The 15222-nt window shown below is 72.5% G+C and carries 12 protein-coding genes and 1 pseudogene; 8 read left to right on the plus strand and 5 right to left on the minus strand.

From position 1 onward, the window contains the following. Window positions 1-67: 67 nt before the first annotated feature. Window positions 68-1018, minus strand: coding sequence for a PAC2 family protein (locus ABZY91_RS32460; RefSeq protein WP_329877737.1), 951 nt, complete (start codon window positions 1016-1018; stop codon window positions 68-70). A 354-nt stretch (window positions 1019-1372) separates the two neighbouring features. On the opposite strand from ABZY91_RS32460, the gene ABZY91_RS32465 reads away from it, so the two are divergent. Further along, window positions 1373-1912: an SRPBCC family protein gene (locus ABZY91_RS32465; protein WP_355406594.1), complete on the plus strand. Its 540-nt coding sequence runs from the start codon at window positions 1373-1375 to the stop codon at window positions 1910-1912. 30 nt (window positions 1913-1942) lie between these two features. Here ABZY91_RS32465 and ABZY91_RS32470 read toward each other — a convergent pair whose 3' ends face one another. After that, a complete protein-coding gene (locus ABZY91_RS32470) occupies window positions 1943-3031 on the minus strand; it encodes a glycosyl hydrolase family 18 protein (protein ID WP_355406596.1) in 1089 nt (362 codons plus the stop codon). A gap of 144 nt (window positions 3032-3175) precedes the next feature. Between ABZY91_RS32470 and metH the strand changes: the two genes are divergently transcribed. The 3 genes from metH to ABZY91_RS32485 all read left to right on the plus strand — a co-directional run bounded on the left by metH (window position 3176) and on the right by ABZY91_RS32485 (window position 9502). Continuing rightward, window positions 3176-6685 (plus strand): methionine synthase, encoded by a 3510-nt coding sequence (gene metH / locus ABZY91_RS32475; RefSeq protein ID WP_329877731.1) that lies wholly within the window; start codon window positions 3176-3178, stop codon window positions 6683-6685. Window positions 6686-6827: 142 nt separating this feature from the next. Next, complete coding sequence (locus ABZY91_RS32480) at window positions 6828-7532, plus strand: HAD family phosphatase (protein ID WP_355406598.1); 705 nt, start codon at window positions 6828-6830, stop codon at window positions 7530-7532. Between the two features lie 362 nt (window positions 7533-7894). Then, window positions 7895-9502, plus strand: a complete 1608-nt coding sequence (locus tag ABZY91_RS32485; RefSeq protein WP_355406600.1) for an ABC transporter substrate-binding protein — start codon at window positions 7895-7897, stop codon at window positions 9500-9502. 65 nt (window positions 9503-9567) lie between these two features. Here the strand turns inward: ABZY91_RS32485 and ABZY91_RS32490 are convergent, their stop codons facing one another. Together ABZY91_RS32490 and ABZY91_RS32495 are read right to left on the minus strand one after the other, a co-directional pair. Further along, on the minus strand, window positions 9568-10239 hold the full coding sequence (locus tag ABZY91_RS32490) for a response regulator transcription factor (RefSeq protein WP_030299918.1): 672 nt from the start codon (window positions 10237-10239) through the stop codon (window positions 9568-9570). Continuing rightward, complete coding sequence (locus ABZY91_RS32495) at window positions 10240-11148, minus strand: RecB family exonuclease (protein ID WP_329877720.1); 909 nt, start codon at window positions 11146-11148, stop codon at window positions 10240-10242. A gap of 174 nt (window positions 11149-11322) precedes the next feature. Between ABZY91_RS32495 and ABZY91_RS32500 the strand changes: the two genes are divergently transcribed. The 3 genes from ABZY91_RS32500 (at window position 11323) to ABZY91_RS32510 (ending at window position 14330) form a co-directional block, all read left to right on the plus strand. After that, on the plus strand, window positions 11323-12546 hold the full coding sequence (locus ABZY91_RS32500) for a site-2 protease family protein (RefSeq protein WP_355406603.1): 1224 nt from the start codon (window positions 11323-11325) through the stop codon (window positions 12544-12546). A 67-nt stretch (window positions 12547-12613) separates the two neighbouring features. Next, on the plus strand, window positions 12614-13573 hold the full coding sequence (locus ABZY91_RS32505) for a tRNA (adenine-N1)-methyltransferase (RefSeq protein ID WP_329877716.1): 960 nt from the start codon (window positions 12614-12616) through the stop codon (window positions 13571-13573). Window positions 13574-13670: 97 nt separating this feature from the next. After that, window positions 13671-14330, plus strand: coding sequence for a hypothetical protein (locus tag ABZY91_RS32510; RefSeq protein ID WP_355406605.1), 660 nt, complete (start codon window positions 13671-13673; stop codon window positions 14328-14330). Window positions 14331-14352: 22 nt separating this feature from the next. Here the strand turns inward: ABZY91_RS32510 and ABZY91_RS32515 are convergent, their stop codons facing one another. Then, on the minus strand, window positions 14353-14655 hold the full coding sequence (locus tag ABZY91_RS32515; RefSeq protein ID WP_329877712.1) for a ferredoxin: 303 nt from the start codon (window positions 14653-14655) through the stop codon (window positions 14353-14355). A 283-nt stretch (window positions 14656-14938) separates the two neighbouring features. Between ABZY91_RS32515 and ABZY91_RS32520 the strand changes: the two are divergent. Then, a pseudogene (locus ABZY91_RS32520) lies at window positions 14939-15222 on the plus strand (proteasome ATPase); the annotation flags it as partial.

Below are 15222 nucleotides of genomic sequence, written 5' to 3' on the forward strand. Positions count from 1 at the left end.
CGTCACCCCCTCGACGCAGGCGGTGGAGTGCGGTGCGCGGCCGCGCCGGCGACCGCGCGGGGAGGTGTCAGTCCTCCTCGGCGCCGTCCTGACTCTCCCGGGAGCCGGGTGACTCCGGCTCGCTCGGGCGCTCCGCCGTGGCGTGCCCGGCGACCGGCTTCTCACCGGTCGGTCCGACGTTCTCCCGCCGCCGCAGGTACCGCTCGAACTCGCGGGCGATCGCGTCGCCCGAGGCCTCCGGCAGGTCGGCGGTGTCCTGGGCCTCCTCCAGCTGCTGGACGTACTCGGCGACCTCGCTGTCCTCGGCGGCCAGCTGGTCCACCCCCAGCTGCCAGGCCCGGGCGTCCTCGCCGAGCTCGCCCGGCGGGATGCGCAGGTCCAGCAGGTCCTCCAGCTTGTTCACCAGTGCGAGGGTCGCCTTCGGGTTGGGGGGCTGCGCGACGTAGTGCGGCACCGCGGCCCAGAGCGTCACCGCCGGCACCCCGGCGTGCGTGCACGCCTCCTGGAGCACCCCGACGATCCCGGTCGGACCCTCGTACCGGCTCTCCTCCAGCTCCAGGCGGCGGGCCAGGTCGGGGTCGGAGGTGACCCCGCTGACCGGCACCGGGCGGCTGTGCGGGGTGTCGCCGAGCAGGGCGCCCAGGATCACGACCAGCTCGACCCCGAGCTCGTGCGCGAAGTTGAGCAGCTCGTTGCAGAACGAGCGCCAGCGCATGCTGGGCTCGATGCCGCGCACCAGCACGACGTCCCGGGTGGTCGGCTCGGTCACCCGGATCACCGAGAGCCGGGTGGTGGGCCAGGTGATCCGGCGGACGCCGCCGTCCAGCCAGACCGTGGGCCGGTTGACCTGGAAGTCGTAGTAGTCCTCCGCGTCGAGGGCGGCGAACACCTTGCCGCCCCAGGTCTCGTCCAGATGCGCCAGTGCCGCGGAGGCGGCGTCGCCCGCATCGTTCCACCCCTCGAAGGCGCAGACCATCACCGGGTCGATCAACTCGGGAACATCTTCCAGCTCGATCACCCAGCGTCTCCCTCCGGTCGGCTGCCGCCGCCCCATCCGGCCGTGCCCGGATGCCGGCGGGCCGGATGCCGACGGTCGAACCTCTCGTCACCCATGGAACGCCTCGCTCCATGGTCCCTACCTGCCCAGCCTACGGGCTTTGAAGCCCCGTTCCGGCGGGCACCGGGACAGTCTGGGGGAGGCGGGCGCCACGATCCAGCGGTTATCCCGCCGCTCGCCCGTTCCCCGGCCGGCCCCTCCTCCCTCCGCTCGTCCGGGCGGTCGCCGCGCTGCCCGGCTGCCGCGGCGCGCCCGCCCGGCGGTGCGGCGCGATGATGGAGGCGGGGCCGGACGCGGGGCGTGAGGAGCCGACGGATGAACGGACGGCTGTGGACCGGTGCCGGCGTGGTGCTGGCGACCGGGGCCGGTGCGGTACTGGCGATGCTGGCCGCCGGTCGGAGGCTGCCGGTGGAGCACGTCAGCGAGGGCGGTCTGGAGCTGGCCCAGTCGCCCGGCGCGGTCTGGGAGGTACTGACCGACCTCGGCCTCCACCCGGCCTGGCGCCAGGGCCTGGCCCACGTCGAGGTCCTGCCCGCGACCGCCGACGGCCTGGCCCGCTGGCGCGAGTACGGCCGGCACGGGCACACCACCTACGAGGTGCTGGAGAGCGAGGCCCCGCACCGCCTGGTGACCGGGATCGCGGACCGCGACCTCCCGTACGGCGGCACCTGGACGTACCGGCTGACGCCGGTCGGCGGGGGCTGCACGCTGACCGTCACCGAACGCGGCGAGGTCTACGGACCGTTCTACCGGGCCGTCCTGCACTACGTGACGGGCGAGGACGCCACCGTCCGCCGCTTCCTGGGCGACCTGGCCCACCGGATGGCCGCCCCGCTCCCCGCCTCGCCGGCCTGAGGCCGGGGCCCGTAAGGCCCCCGGCCCCGCTCAGCGGACCCAGTGGCGCCGGTAGTCCGTCCAGTTCTGCTCGGTCGCGGCGAAGTCCACGTACAGCCCGACACCGAAGTTCTGCCGGTCGAGGTCGTACCGGCCCAGGCCCAGCCGGATGCCCCGGATGCCGGCGGTCACCGTCTCGGCGCGACCCCAGTGGCCCCACTTGTCCTCCCAGTAGAACGGCAGGCCCATCAGCAGGTCCACGTCCTCCGGGGTGGCCTCCAGCGCGAGCTCGGTCTGGTAGGCGTTGTAGCCGCCGTACAGCGACTCGGTCGGCATGCTGGAGTCGTACGTCATCACGGCGACCTGGTCGACCCGGCGGGCGGTCTCGGCGAAATAGGCCTGATCCCACCACTTGCCGTGGTCGGTCAACGCGATGGCCACGTTGTGCTGGTAAGGCAGCGGATCGATCTGCGGGACGGCCACCGAGAGCTTGGTGCCGCGTTCGGCCGTGACCGGGCGGACCTGGTCGAGCAGGGCGAGCCAGCCCTTCGAACCGGGCCGGATCGGCTCCATGTCGAAGTGCACGCCGTCGAAGCCGAGATCGAGCACCTGGCGGGCGGAGGCGGTGACCCGGTCCCGGGTGGCGGCGTCCTCCAGGTCCAGCGCGTCCTTCTCGGGCTTGACCTCGTCGCCCAGCCAGCTCTGCACCCGGATCCCGGGCAGTGCCCGGTGCGCCTCCTCGGTGAACCAGCGGGCCCGGGGGTGCACGGAGGGCGGCAGGGAGCCGTCGTGCTCCAGCGGGCCGGTGTGCACGTACAGGTCCCGGATGCCGGTTCCGGCCAGCCGCCGGGCGAGCGCGGCGATGTCCGCGTCACCCTTCCGGCCGTCGACCCAGGCGTGGCCGAGCCAGACCGCGTCGCGACCGCGGGTACGCGCCTCGGGCGACGGGTCGCCGACGTACTGGAGACGCAGCGCGAGGGCCGCCGAGCCGATCGGAACCACCACGACGGCCAGCGCCACCAGCGCCGTTGCCAGCGACTTCCGCCATCGGGACCAGCTCCGCCAGCGGACGCGCAGCGCCCGGGCCCAGGCGGCGGGAACCGCCCCGATCCGACCCGCACGTGTCCGGAATCCACCCATAGCGTCGCTCTCCCCTCGCGGACGAGGGCTCAGGATACGAAATGGGTGCTCTGCTCCCAGCAGGGGCCGGATACCCTGGCCACGTGCGTCCCCGACTCAGCGGGTGCGCAAAGCCGACAGCCGTCGCACCCAGGGAGAAGCCCCATGGCCACTGCAGCCGACCCGTCCGTCACCCAGCAGAGCCGCGCGAACGCGCTGCGTGAGGCACTGGCCACCCGTGTGGTGGTCGCCGACGGGGCGATGGGCACCATGCTCCAGGCCCAGGACCCGACGCTGGAGGACTTCCAGGACCTGGAGGGCTGCAACGAGGTCCTCAACCTGACCCGGCCCGACATCGTCCGCTCCGTCCACGACGCGTACTTCGCGGTGGGCGTGGACTGCGTGGAGACCAACACCTTCGGCGCCAACCACTCGGCGCTCGGCGAGTACGACATCCCGGAGCGCGTCTTCGAGCTCTCCGAGGCCGGGGCCCGCATCGCCCGCGAGGCCGCCGACCAGCACACCGGGACCGACGGCCGGACCCGCTGGGTGCTCGGCTCGATCGGCCCCGGCACCAAGCTGCCGACCCTCGGCCACGCCCCGTACGCGACGCTCCGCGAGGGCTTCCGGCAGAACGCGGCGGGCCTGATCGCCGGCGGTGCGGACGCCCTGCTGGTGGAGACCAGCCAGGACCTGCTGCAGACCAAGGCCGCGATCCTGGGTTCCAAGGCCGCCCTCGCGGACGCGGGCCTCGACCTCCCGGTGCTGGTCCAGGTGACCGTGGAGACCACCGGCACCATGCTGCTGGGCTCCGAGATCGGAGCCGCGCTGACCGCGCTGGAGCCGCTCGGCGTCGACTACATCGGTCTGAACTGCGCCACCGGCCCGGCCGAGATGAGCGAGCACCTGCGGTACCTGGCCAAGAACGCGCGGATCGGCCTCTCCTGCATGCCGAACGCCGGTCTGCCGGTGCTGGGCAAGGACGGCGCGCACTACCCGCTGAGCCCGGCCGAGCTGGCCGACGCGCACGACGTCTTCACCCGCGAGTACGGGCTGTCGCTGGTCGGCGGCTGCTGCGGCACCACCCCCGAGCACCTGCGCCAGGTGGTCGAGCGGGTCCAGGGCCGGCCGGTCACCGTGCGCGACCCGCGTCCCGAGCCCTCGGCGGCCTCGCTCTACCAGGCGGTGCCCTTCCGCCAGGACACCTCGTACCTGGCGATCGGCGAGCGCACCAACGCCAACGGTTCGAAGAAGTTCCGCGAGTCGATGCTGGCCGGCGACTGGCAGGCCTGCGTGGAGATCGCCCGGGACCAGATCCGGGACGGCTCGCACCTGCTGGACCTCTGCGTGGACTACGTCGGCCGCGACGGCGTCGCCGACATGAAGGAGATCGCCGGCCGGCTGGCGACGGCCTCCACCCTGCCGATCGTGCTGGACTCCACCGAGCCGGAGGTGCTGCGCGCCGGTCTGGAGTCGCTCGGCGGGCGCGCCCTGCTGAACTCGGTGAACTACGAGGACGGCGACGGCCCGGACACCCGCTTCGGGCGGATCGCCTCGCTGGCCCGCGAGCACGGCGCCGGCCTGATCGCGCTGACCATCGACGAGGAGGGCCAGGCCCGCACCGCCGACAAGAAGGTCGAGATCGCCGAGCGGCTGATCGCCCAGCTCACCACCGAGTACGGCATCGACGAGGGCTCGATCCTGGTCGACTGCCTGGCGTTCACCCTGGGCACCGGGCAGGAGGAGTCCCGCCGCGACGGCATCGAGACCATCGAGGCGATCCGCGAGCTCAAGCGCCGCCACCCGGACGTGCAGACCACCCTCGGCCTGTCCAACATCTCCTTCGGCCTCAGCCCGGCCGCCCGTATGGTGATCAACTCGGTCTTCCTGAACGAGTGCGTCGAGGCGGGCCTGGACTCGGCGATCGTGCACGCCTCCAAGATCGTGCCGATGGCCCGGATCCCCGAGGACCAGCGCGAGGTCGCCCTCGACCTGGTCTACGACCGCCGCAGCGAGGGCTACGACCCGCTGCAGAAGCTGCTCCGGCTCTTCGAGGGCGTCTCCTCGGCCTCCGTCCGGGCGTCCAAGGCGGAGGAGCTGGCCGCGCTTCCGCTGGAGGAGCGCCTGCAGCGGCGGATCATCGACGGCGAGCGGAACGGCCTGGAGGCCGACCTCGACGAGGCGCTGACGGAGCGCCCGGCGCTGGAGATCGTCAACAGCACGCTGCTGGCCGGCATGAAGGTGGTCGGCGAGCTGTTCGGCTCCGGCCAGATGCAGCTGCCGTTCGTGCTCCAGTCCGCCGAGGTGATGAAGACCGCGGTGGCGCACCTGGAGCCGCACATGGAGAAGTCCGACGACGAGGGCAAGGGCACCATCGTGCTGGCCACCGTCAAGGGCGACGTCCACGACATCGGCAAGAACCTGGTCGACATCATCCTGTCCAACAACGGCTACAACGTGGTCAACCTGGGCATCAAGCAGCCGGTCTCGGCGATCCTGGACGCCGCGCAGGAGCACCGGGCCGACGTCATCGGGATGTCCGGCCTGCTGGTGAAGTCCACCGTGATCATGAAGGAGAACCTGGAGGAGCTGAACCAGCGCAAGCTGGCGGCCGACTACCCGGTGATCCTCGGCGGTGCCGCGCTCACCCGCGCCTACGTCGAGCAGGACCTGCACGAGATCTACGAGGGCGAGGTCCGCTACGCCCGGGACGCCTTCGAGGGCCTGCGGCTGATGGACGCGCTGATCGCGGTCAAGCGCGGTGTGCCGGGCGCCACCCTGCCGGAGCTGAAGCAGCGCCGGCACGCACGGGTGGAGGTCGAGGAGCCCGAGGAGGTCAACCTCGGCCAGATCCGCTCGGACGTCGCCGTCGACAACCGGGTGCCCGAGCCGCCGTTCTGGGGTGACCGGATCGTCAAGGGCGTGCCGTTCGCCGACTACGCGAGCTGGCTGGACGAGGACGCCCTGTTCAAGGGCCAGTGGGGCCTGAAGGCCGCCCGGAGCGGGGACGGCCCCTCGTACGAGGAGCTGGTGGAGACCGAGGGCCGGCCGCGGCTGCGGATGTGGCTGGACCGGCTGCAGACCGAGGGCTGGCTGGAGGCGGCCGTCATCTACGGCTTCTACCCGGCCAACTCCAAGGGCGACGACCTGATCGTCTTCCACGAGGACGGCACCGAGCGGACCCGCTTCACCTTCCCGCGCCAGCGGCGCGGGCGCCGGCTCTGCCTGGCCGACTTCTTCCGCCCGGAGGAGTCCGGGGTCCGCGACGTGCTCGGCCTCCAGGTGGTCACCATGGGCAACCGGATCTCCGAGGCGGCCAACGAGCTGTTCGCCGACAACTCCTACCGCGACTACCTGGAGCTGCACGGCCTCTCCGTCCAGCTGGCCGAGGCGCTGGCCGAGTTCTGGCACGCCCGGGTCCGCTTCGAGCTGGGCTTCGGCGACGAGGACCCGCAGGACGTCCGGGACATGTTCGCGCTGAAGTACCGGGGCGCGCGGTTCTCCCTCGGCTACGGGGCGTGCCCGGAGCTGGAGGACCGCGCCAAGATCGCCGACCTGCTGAAGCCCGAGCGGATCGGCGTGGTCCTCTCCGAGGAGTTCCAGCTGCACCCGGAGCAGTCCACCGACGCGATCGTGATCCACCACCCGGAGGCCAAGTACTTCAACGCGCGGTAATCCGGACGCTGCGCAGCGTTCGCCCGATCCGGACGGGCCGGGCGTATCCTTGATGATCCTGAACGGGCCGGTCCGCTCACCAGCGGGCCGGCCTGTGTCATCCCCGGAGCCGATCCGGGGGCACGGACGGAAGGATCCCGCCATGACCACCATCTCCACCGCCATCCAGACCCTCGACCCGGGCGACGGGCAGGGCCTGCAGGCGGTGCTGCTGGACATGGACGGAACGCTGGTGGACACCGAGGACTACTGGTGGCAGGCGGAGGCCTCGCTCTTCGCCGAGCTCGGCTACGCGCTCGACGAGAAGGACCGCGCGCAGGTGGTCGGCGGCCCGATGAGCCGGGTGATCGACTACCTGCTCGCCACCACGGGCGTGGACCTCGCACCGGCCGACCTGACCGTGCTGATCAACCAGCGGTTCGTGGACCTGCTGGCCGGCGGGGTGCCGCTGATGCCGGGTGCGGAGCGGCTGCTCAACACGCTCGCCGCGCACGGCGTCCCGGCCGCGCTGGTCTCCGCCTCCCACCGGCACATCATCGACATCGTGCTGCGCTCGCTGGGCGCCGAGCACTTCGCCTTCACGGTCGCGGGGGACGAGGTGCCGCGCACCAAGCCGCACCCGGACCCGTACCTGGAGGCGGCGCGCCGGCTGGGCGCCGATCCGGCCCGCTGCGTGGTGGTGGAGGACGCGCCGACCGGGGTGCGCGCGGCCGAGGCGGCCGGCTGTCCCGTGATCGCGGTGCCCTCGGTGGCGGCGATCGAGCCCGCGCCCGGTCGGCTGGTGCTGTCGTCGCTGGAGCAGGTCGACCTGGAACTGCTCCGCTCCCTGGTCACCTCGCGAGTGTGATTGTCGTCTCATTGCACATGAGCACTACCGGCCGGTAGTCGGTCCGGACCGGCTCCGGCCCTCGACGGCCCGGGGAGAAAACGGGCATTGGCTGACAACTCGCAGGACGGCCCTGTCCGGTGCCGTCCCCCCGTGTCCCAACTGTCACCTGTGGGGGTATCGGGGGTGTGTGTTCGATATGGCACGCTACTCCAGTTCGTTCCCCACCCCCGAGCCCAGGCACCGCCGCTGACGGGCAACCCCGTCCTGCCCGCGGTCGCACGGGCGCCCGGCTCGCGCGCGCGCCCCTCCGCAACCCAGGAGGCAACCGGCTCGCGGGCCCCCGGCCCTCCGGCCGGACCGCACCCCGAAGGACGCGACCCGTGAAGACTTCAGCTGAACGACTGGCCGTGCTCGGCTGCGCCGGACTCGTGGCCGCCTCGGTGGCCGGCTGCGGCTCGGTGACCGACGCCGTCAAGGGGGACGGCGACAAGGCGATCACCATGGGCACCACCTCGGTGACCAACGCCCTGGACCCGGCCGGCGCGTACGACGCCGGCTCCTGGCTGCTGCTGCGCAACACCTTCCAGTCGCTGCTCAGCTACCCGGCCGCCTCCAGCGCGCCCGGCCCGGACGCCGCCCAGTCCTGCGAGTTCACCGCGGGCGAGGCCACCCAGTACCGCTGCACGCTGAAGTCCGGCCTGAAGTTCTCCAACGGGCACGCGCTCACCGCCGCCGACGTCGTCTTCTCGATCCAGCGGACGCTGAAGATCAACGACCAGAGCGGCCCGGCCGGGCTGCTCTCCTCGATCAAGTCGGTCGAGGCCAAGGGCGACACCGAGGTGGTCTTCCACCTCGGCCAGCCCGACGCCACCCTCCCGGCCAAGCTGGCCGGTCCGGCCGGCGCCATCGTCGACCAGGAGGTCTTCCCGGCCGACAAGCTGCTCGGCAACGACAAGCTGGTCGGCTCCGGCCCGTACAAGATCGACTCGATCGAGCCGATGGCCGGCGGCACCGGCGGCCCGGGCAAGGTCGTGCTGTCGCCCAACGACAAGTACACCGGCGACGCCAAGCTGCGGAACAAGAAGTTCACCCTGCGGTACTTCGACAAGCCCGCCGACCTCAAGGCCTCGCTGGACAAGGGCGAGGTCGACCTCGCCGACAACAGCCTGGAGCCCAACACCGCCGCCCAGATCCTCTCCGACCAGCAGGGCGGCAAGACCGACCTGCGCGTCGTCGAGGGCGACAGCAGCGACACCCGCTACCTGGTCTTCAACACCAAGGACCCGGTCGGCGGCAACGTCGCCGTCCGGCAGGCCGCCGCCCAGCTGGTCGACCGCAAGGCCCTGGCCCGCGACGTCTTCGCCCGCACCGTCCAGCCGCTCTACTCGATGGTCCCGGCCGGCGTCAGCGGCCACAACACGGCCTTCTTCGACCGCTACGGCGACCAGGACGTCACCAAGGCGAAGGCGATCCTCACCGCCGCCAAGGTCCAGACGCCGGTCAAGATCACCCTCACCTGGTCGCGCTCGCGCGCCGAGGGCGCCGAGTCCGAGACGCTGAAGAAGCAGCTGGAGGCCGGCGGCCTGTTCCAGGTGACCGTCCAGCACGAGCCCGACTGGGACGCCTTCAAGAAGGGCTGGGCCGAGGGCAAGTACCAGATGTACACGATCGGCTGGTTCGCCGACTACCCGGACCCGGACAACTACGTCGCCCCGCTGGTCGTCGAGGGCGGCGCCTACCACCACGGCTGGGACGACCCGCAGATCAGCCAGAAGCTCGTGCCGGACACCCTCAAGCAGGCCGACCGCGCCGCCGCGACGACGGCCTACGGCCAGATCCAGGGCATCGTGGCCACGAACGCCCCGCTGATCCCGCTGTTCCAGAACAAGTCGTTCTTCGCCTCCCGCTCCAACATCACCGGCGTGGAGTCGACCGTCGACACCACCGGCTTCTTCCGCTTCTGGGAGATCGGCCGGGTCGGCAAGTAGCCCCCGTACGGAGGCCCGGCCGCCCCCCCCGGCGGGGGAGCGGCCGGGCCTCCGGCACGTCCGGGTCAGAGCGCGCCGGGACGGACCAGCCCGCTCTCGTACGCGTACACCGCCGCCTGCACCCGGTCGCGCAGCTGCAGCTTGGTCAGCACGTGGCCGACGTGCGTCTTCACCGTCGTCTCGCTGACGAACAGCTCCGCGGCGATCTCCGCGTTCGACAGCCCGCGCGCCACCAGCTTCAGCACCTCCAGCTCCCGCTCGGTCAGCGCGTTCAGCGCCTGCGGCGGGGCCTCCTCACCGGAGGGCAGCTTGGTGGCGTACATGTCCAGCAGCCGCCGGGTGATCGACGGCGCCAGCATCGCCGCACCGTCCGCCACCACCCGGATCGCCTGCACCAGCTCCTCGGCCGGCACGTCCTTCAGCAGGAAGCCGCTCGCACCCGCGCGCAGCGCCTCCACCACGTACTCGTCCAGGTCGAAGGTGGTCAGCACCAGCACCTTGGCCGGGCCGTCCCGCCCCGGACCGGCGATCCGGCGGGTCGCCTCCACGCCGTCCATCCGCGGCATCCGGATGTCCATCAGCACCACGTCGGGCTGCAGCGCCCGGACCTGGTCCAGGGCCTGCTGGCCGTCGCCGGCCTCGCCGACCACCACCAGGTCGGACTCGGCCTCCAGGATCATCCGGAAACCGGTGCGGAGCAGCGGCTGGTCGTCGACCAGCAGCACTCGGATCGTCACCTAGGACTCCTTGCTCATCGGATCCCCCGTGGGATCGTCCTCGTCAGACGTGCGCGCCAGCGGCAGCGGGTACGGCGGGGGCGTGCCGCCGAACTCCGGGCAGCTGGCCTGGTGGTCGCACCAGCCGCAGAGCCGGTTGCGCGTCGCCGGGAAGTCACCGGTCGCCACCGCGTGGCCGATCCGCTCCCACAGCGCCAGCAGCTTGCGCTCCACCGCGAGCAGGTCGGCCTCGTCCGGGTCGTAGCTGACCACGTCCCCGCCGCCGCCCAGGTAGACCAGCTGCAGCCGCCGGGGGATCACGCCCTTCCACCGCCAGACCACCAGCGCGTAGAACTTCATCTGGAACATCGCCTTGCCCTCGAAGTCCCGCGAGGGCGCCCGGCCGGTCTTGTAGTCGACCAGCCGCACCTCGCCGGTGGGGGCGACGTCCACCCGGTCGATGTAGCCGCGCAGCAGCAGCCCGGAGTCCAGCGCCGTCTCCACGTAGAGCTCGCGCTCCACCGGATGCAGCCGGGTCGGGTCCTCCAGCCGGAACCACTGGGCGAGCAGCTTCTCGGCGTCGGCCAGCCAGAGGGTCAGCGCCGCGCCGTCCGGGTCCTCCGGGAAGAGGCCGGACAGCTCCGGGCGCTCACCCAGCAGCCGCTCCCACTGCGGGCGCAGCAGGCCCAGGGCCCGCTCCGGCGTCCGCTCGGCCGCCGGGCTGTCGAACAGCCGCTCCAGCACCGCGTGCACCAGGGTGCCCCTGGTCGCCGCCGAGCTCGGCGGCTCCGGGAGCCGGTCGATCACCCGCAGCCGGTACAGCAGCGGGCAGGTCAGGAAGTCCCCCGCGCGGGACGGGGACAGGCCGGTCGGGGGCGCCGCCGGGCGGGGCGCGACCACCTCGGCGCTGCTGGTGTCGGTCTGCTGCATACCCCGACCCTATTGCCCTGCGCCGTCATCCCGCTGCCACGGTGCTGCCGGAACCCGCCACGGGGTATGAGGCAGGGAGAAGCGAGGGGCGCGCGGCGCCCGGCCGTCCCGATCACGTAGCGTGGGCGCACCGGCGTGAGGCGCGGCGCGGGGGAGACGGACGAAGGGACACCGGTGAGCGACAGCAGGGGGCAGCAGACCTCCGACCAGCCACCGCACGGCGGCGGCAACCGTCCCGGAGCCCCGCCGTCCGAGGACCCGGAGCCCCGCGGCGGCATCCTGGTGGGCCGCCCCTTCGGCGTCCCGGTGTACGTCACCCCGTCCTGGTTCGTCATCGCCGCGCTGATCACCTGGGTCTTCGGCGGCCAGCTCGACCGAGTCCTGCCCGAGCTCGGCGGCGCCCGCTACCTCGTCGCGTTCTCCTTCGCGGTCGCGTTCTACGGCTCCGTCCTGGTGCACGAGCTGGCCCACACGCTGGTCGCGCTCCGCTACCGGCTCGGTGTCCGCCGCATCCAGCTCCAGTTCTTCGGCGGCGTCTCCGAGATCGAGAAGGAGGCCGAGAGCCCCGGGCGCGAGTTCTGGCTCGCCTTCGTCGGACCGCTGCTCTCGCTGGTCCTGGGCGGTCTCTTCTTCCTCGCGCTCCAGGCCGTCGAGTTGACCACCGTCCCCGGGGTGCTGCTCACCGGCCTGATGGTCTCCAACCTCGTCGTCGCCGCCTTCAACCTGCTGCCCGGCCTGCCGCTGGACGGCGGCCGGATGCTGCGCGCCGTGGTCTGGGCGGCCACCGGCCGCCCGATGGCCGGCACCGTCGCGGCCGCCTGGGCCGGCCGCGGCCTGGCCGTCGCCGTGCTGATCGGGCTGCCCCTGGTCAGCGCCGCCCGCGACCTCGAACGCAGCCGCACCGACACCATGATCGACGCCGTCCTGGCCGCCGTCCTGGCCGCCGTCATCTGGAACGGCGCCGGCGGCGCCCTGCGCAACGCCCGGCTCAAGGAGGTCCTGCCCGGGCTGCGGCTGCGCGACCTCGCCCGCCGGACCGTCGAGGTCACCGCCGACACCCCGCTCGGCGAGGCCATGCGCCGCGCCGGCGAGGCCGGGGCCGGTGCCGTCGTCGTGGTCGACGGGCGCGGCGACCCGATCGCCATCGTCCGGGAGTCCGCCGTCCGGGGCATCCCCGAGCACCGCCGTCCCTGGGTCGCCGTCGGCCCGCTCGCCCGCGACCTCGAACCCGGCCTGCGGCTCTCCGCCGACCTCGCCGGCGAGGACCTGCTGCGTGCCGTCCGGGCGACCCCGGCCGGCGAGTACCTGGTCGTCGAGGAGGACGGCCGGGTGTACGGGGTGGCCGCGCTCACCGACATCGAACAGCGTCTGACCGCGGCGGTCACCGGCCGGTCCTGACCGCGCCGCCGGGGCCGACGATCACCCCGGTCGGGCGGGGCCGTCCGCTTCCCTTAGGATTGTCCGCATGTCCGAACCGACCGGTGCCACCCGCCGACGCGGGCCCTTCCAGGTCGGGGACCAGGTCCAGCTGACCGACCCCAAGGGCCGCCACTACACGTTCACGCTCCAGGCCGGGAACCAGTTCCACACCCACAAGGGTGCGTTCCCCCACGACGAGCTGATCGGCGCCCCCGAGGGCACGGTCGTGCGCACCACGGGGAACGTCCCGTACCTCGCGCTGCGCCCCCTGCTCCCCGACTACGTCCTGTCCATGCCGCGCGGCGCCGCCGTGATCTACCCCAAGGACGCGGGGCAGATCCTGGCGATGGCCGACATCTTCGCGGGCGCCCGCGTGGTGGAGGCCGGCGTCGGATCCGGCGCGCTCTCCACCTACCTGCTGCGCGCCGTCGGAGACACCGGCATGCTCGCCTCCTACGAGCGCCGGCAGGACTTCGCCGACATCGCCAAGGGCAACGTCGAGCGCTACTTCGGCGGGCCCCACCCGGCGTGGAAGCTCACCGTCGGCGACCTCCAGGACAACCTGGTCGAGGCCGACGTCGACCGCGTCATCCTGGACATGCTCGCCCCCTGGGAGTGTCTGGACGTCGCCTCCAAGGCGCTCGTCCCCGGCGGCCTCATCTGCTGCTACGTGGCCACCACCACGCAGATGTCCAAGACCGTCGAGGCGCTGCGCGAGCACGGCACCTTCACCGAGCCGCAGGCCTGGGAGACCATGGTCCGCACCTGGCACCTGGAGGGCCTGGCGGTCCGCCCGGACCACCGGATGATCGGTCACACCGGCTTCCTGCTCACCTCCCGCCGGCTGGCCGACGGCGTCGAGCCGCCGCTGCGCCGCCGCCGCCCGGCCAAGGGCGCGTACGGCGAGGACTACGACAACGGGTCGCCCGAGCGCTCGTTGCAGGAGCGCGCCGCGGCCCGCGCCGCAGCCCGTACCGAGACCGACGGTCCGACCGACCTCGGCTAGCACTCCGTCGAAGGGGCGGTACGCGTCGTCGTACCGCCCCTTCGCGCTGCCCGGAGGGGCACCCCGGGCCCTCCGACGGCCGCCCCGGTGTGGGACGATGCTCGCTCACACAGACCACTGGAGGGGACGCCTGGTGGAGACCGCGGTCGGGACGACGGCTGGACAGCACACTTCCGGACGGCAGGGCCCCGGAGGCGGCACCGCGCCCGGCCGGGCCGGGACCGCCCCCTGGCACTGGGCCCTCACCGTCGCCGGCTGCGCCGCCGTGGTGGCGGCCGCACTCGCCGCCGCCCCCGCGACCGGGACCCCCGGCCCGGCCCGGCCGACCCCGAAGGCCCTTCCGGCCGCCGTCGCCCCCGACCCGGCCGCGGCCGAACTCCCCCTGGACTGCGGACCGTTCCCGGTCAAGATCGCCATCAGCTTCGCCGCCGACCTGGGCGACGGCCGGCCCGGCACCGTCGTCGCCGCGCACTGCGCGGCCGAGAACGGCACCCCGCCGGACGCCGTCTACCTGCTGGGCCCCGGCCCCGCGGGCGGCCGACCCGTCGTCCTGGCCACCCTGCTGTCGGAGCGTGAGAACCTCACGGTCGGCCGGCTGGCGCTGCGCAGCGACGGTGCCGTGACCGGCCACGCCCAGGGCTACTCCGGTGACGACGTGCCGCGCTTCGAACCGGACATCTCACTCGACCTCACCTGGACGCGCAAGGGCGGCGGCTGGGACCGTTCCCAGACCGCCGCCCCGCTCAGCCGGACCTGAACTCCGCCAGGACCGGGGGCGCCTACTCCGCGTCCGGGCCGTACACCTCGACCCGGTCGGCGGCCCGGCGGACGTGGATGCAGTCGCCCGGGCAGTCCTTCACCGAGTCCACCACGTCCTGAAGGAGCGTCAGCGGCACCGGCACCGTCTCGCCGGGCTGCTGGCGCAACTCGTCGTCGGCGCCCTTCACATAGGCCAGGCCGTCGATGTCCAGTTCGAAGACCTCGGGCGCGTACTGCGCGCAGATGCCGTCGCCGGTGCACAGATCCTGGTCGATCCAGACCTCCAGCGGTCCGGTCTCCGTCTCCGACTCGCTCACCGACATGCTTTTCCGCCGTTTCTGTCCCGGGACGTCCCCGCGCGGGGCATTCCCGCCATTCGTACAACGATCGGACCTCAGGCAGCGGTCGCGATCGGATATCGACTCGATCGACGATACATCTGGTCCGCTTTGGCCGGTGCGCGGTGGGTATCCCCCTAGCAGAGGGGAAGCACGCGAGGGCGAAGATCGGACACGCCCGTTCCATCTTTCTTGATCTAGGGGTTTACGGACCCCTGGTCCCAGGTAGGGTCTGGAAGCGTCCAGCTCCCCGGAGGAGGTGAGGACCGTGGCAGCCCACGATGACGACTACAACCGCAGCACCGGCAGGCCCGCTCGTGGTTCCGACGAGACCGCTCAGGTCTCGTACCTTGAGCAGGAAATCGCCGTCCTGCGCCGCAAGCTCGCCGACTCGCCGCGCAATTCGAGAGTCCTCGAAGAGCGGATCGTCGAGCTCCAGACCAACCTGGCCGGCGTGACCGCCCAGAACGAACGGCTCGCCTCCACCCTGCGAGAGGCCCGCGACCAGATCGTGGCCCTCAAGGAGGAAGTGGACCGGCTGGCACAGCCCCC

This window comes from Kitasatospora sp. NPDC002965, from assembly GCF_040611255.1.
GTDB lineage: Bacteria > Actinomycetota > Actinomycetes > Streptomycetales > Streptomycetaceae > Kitasatospora.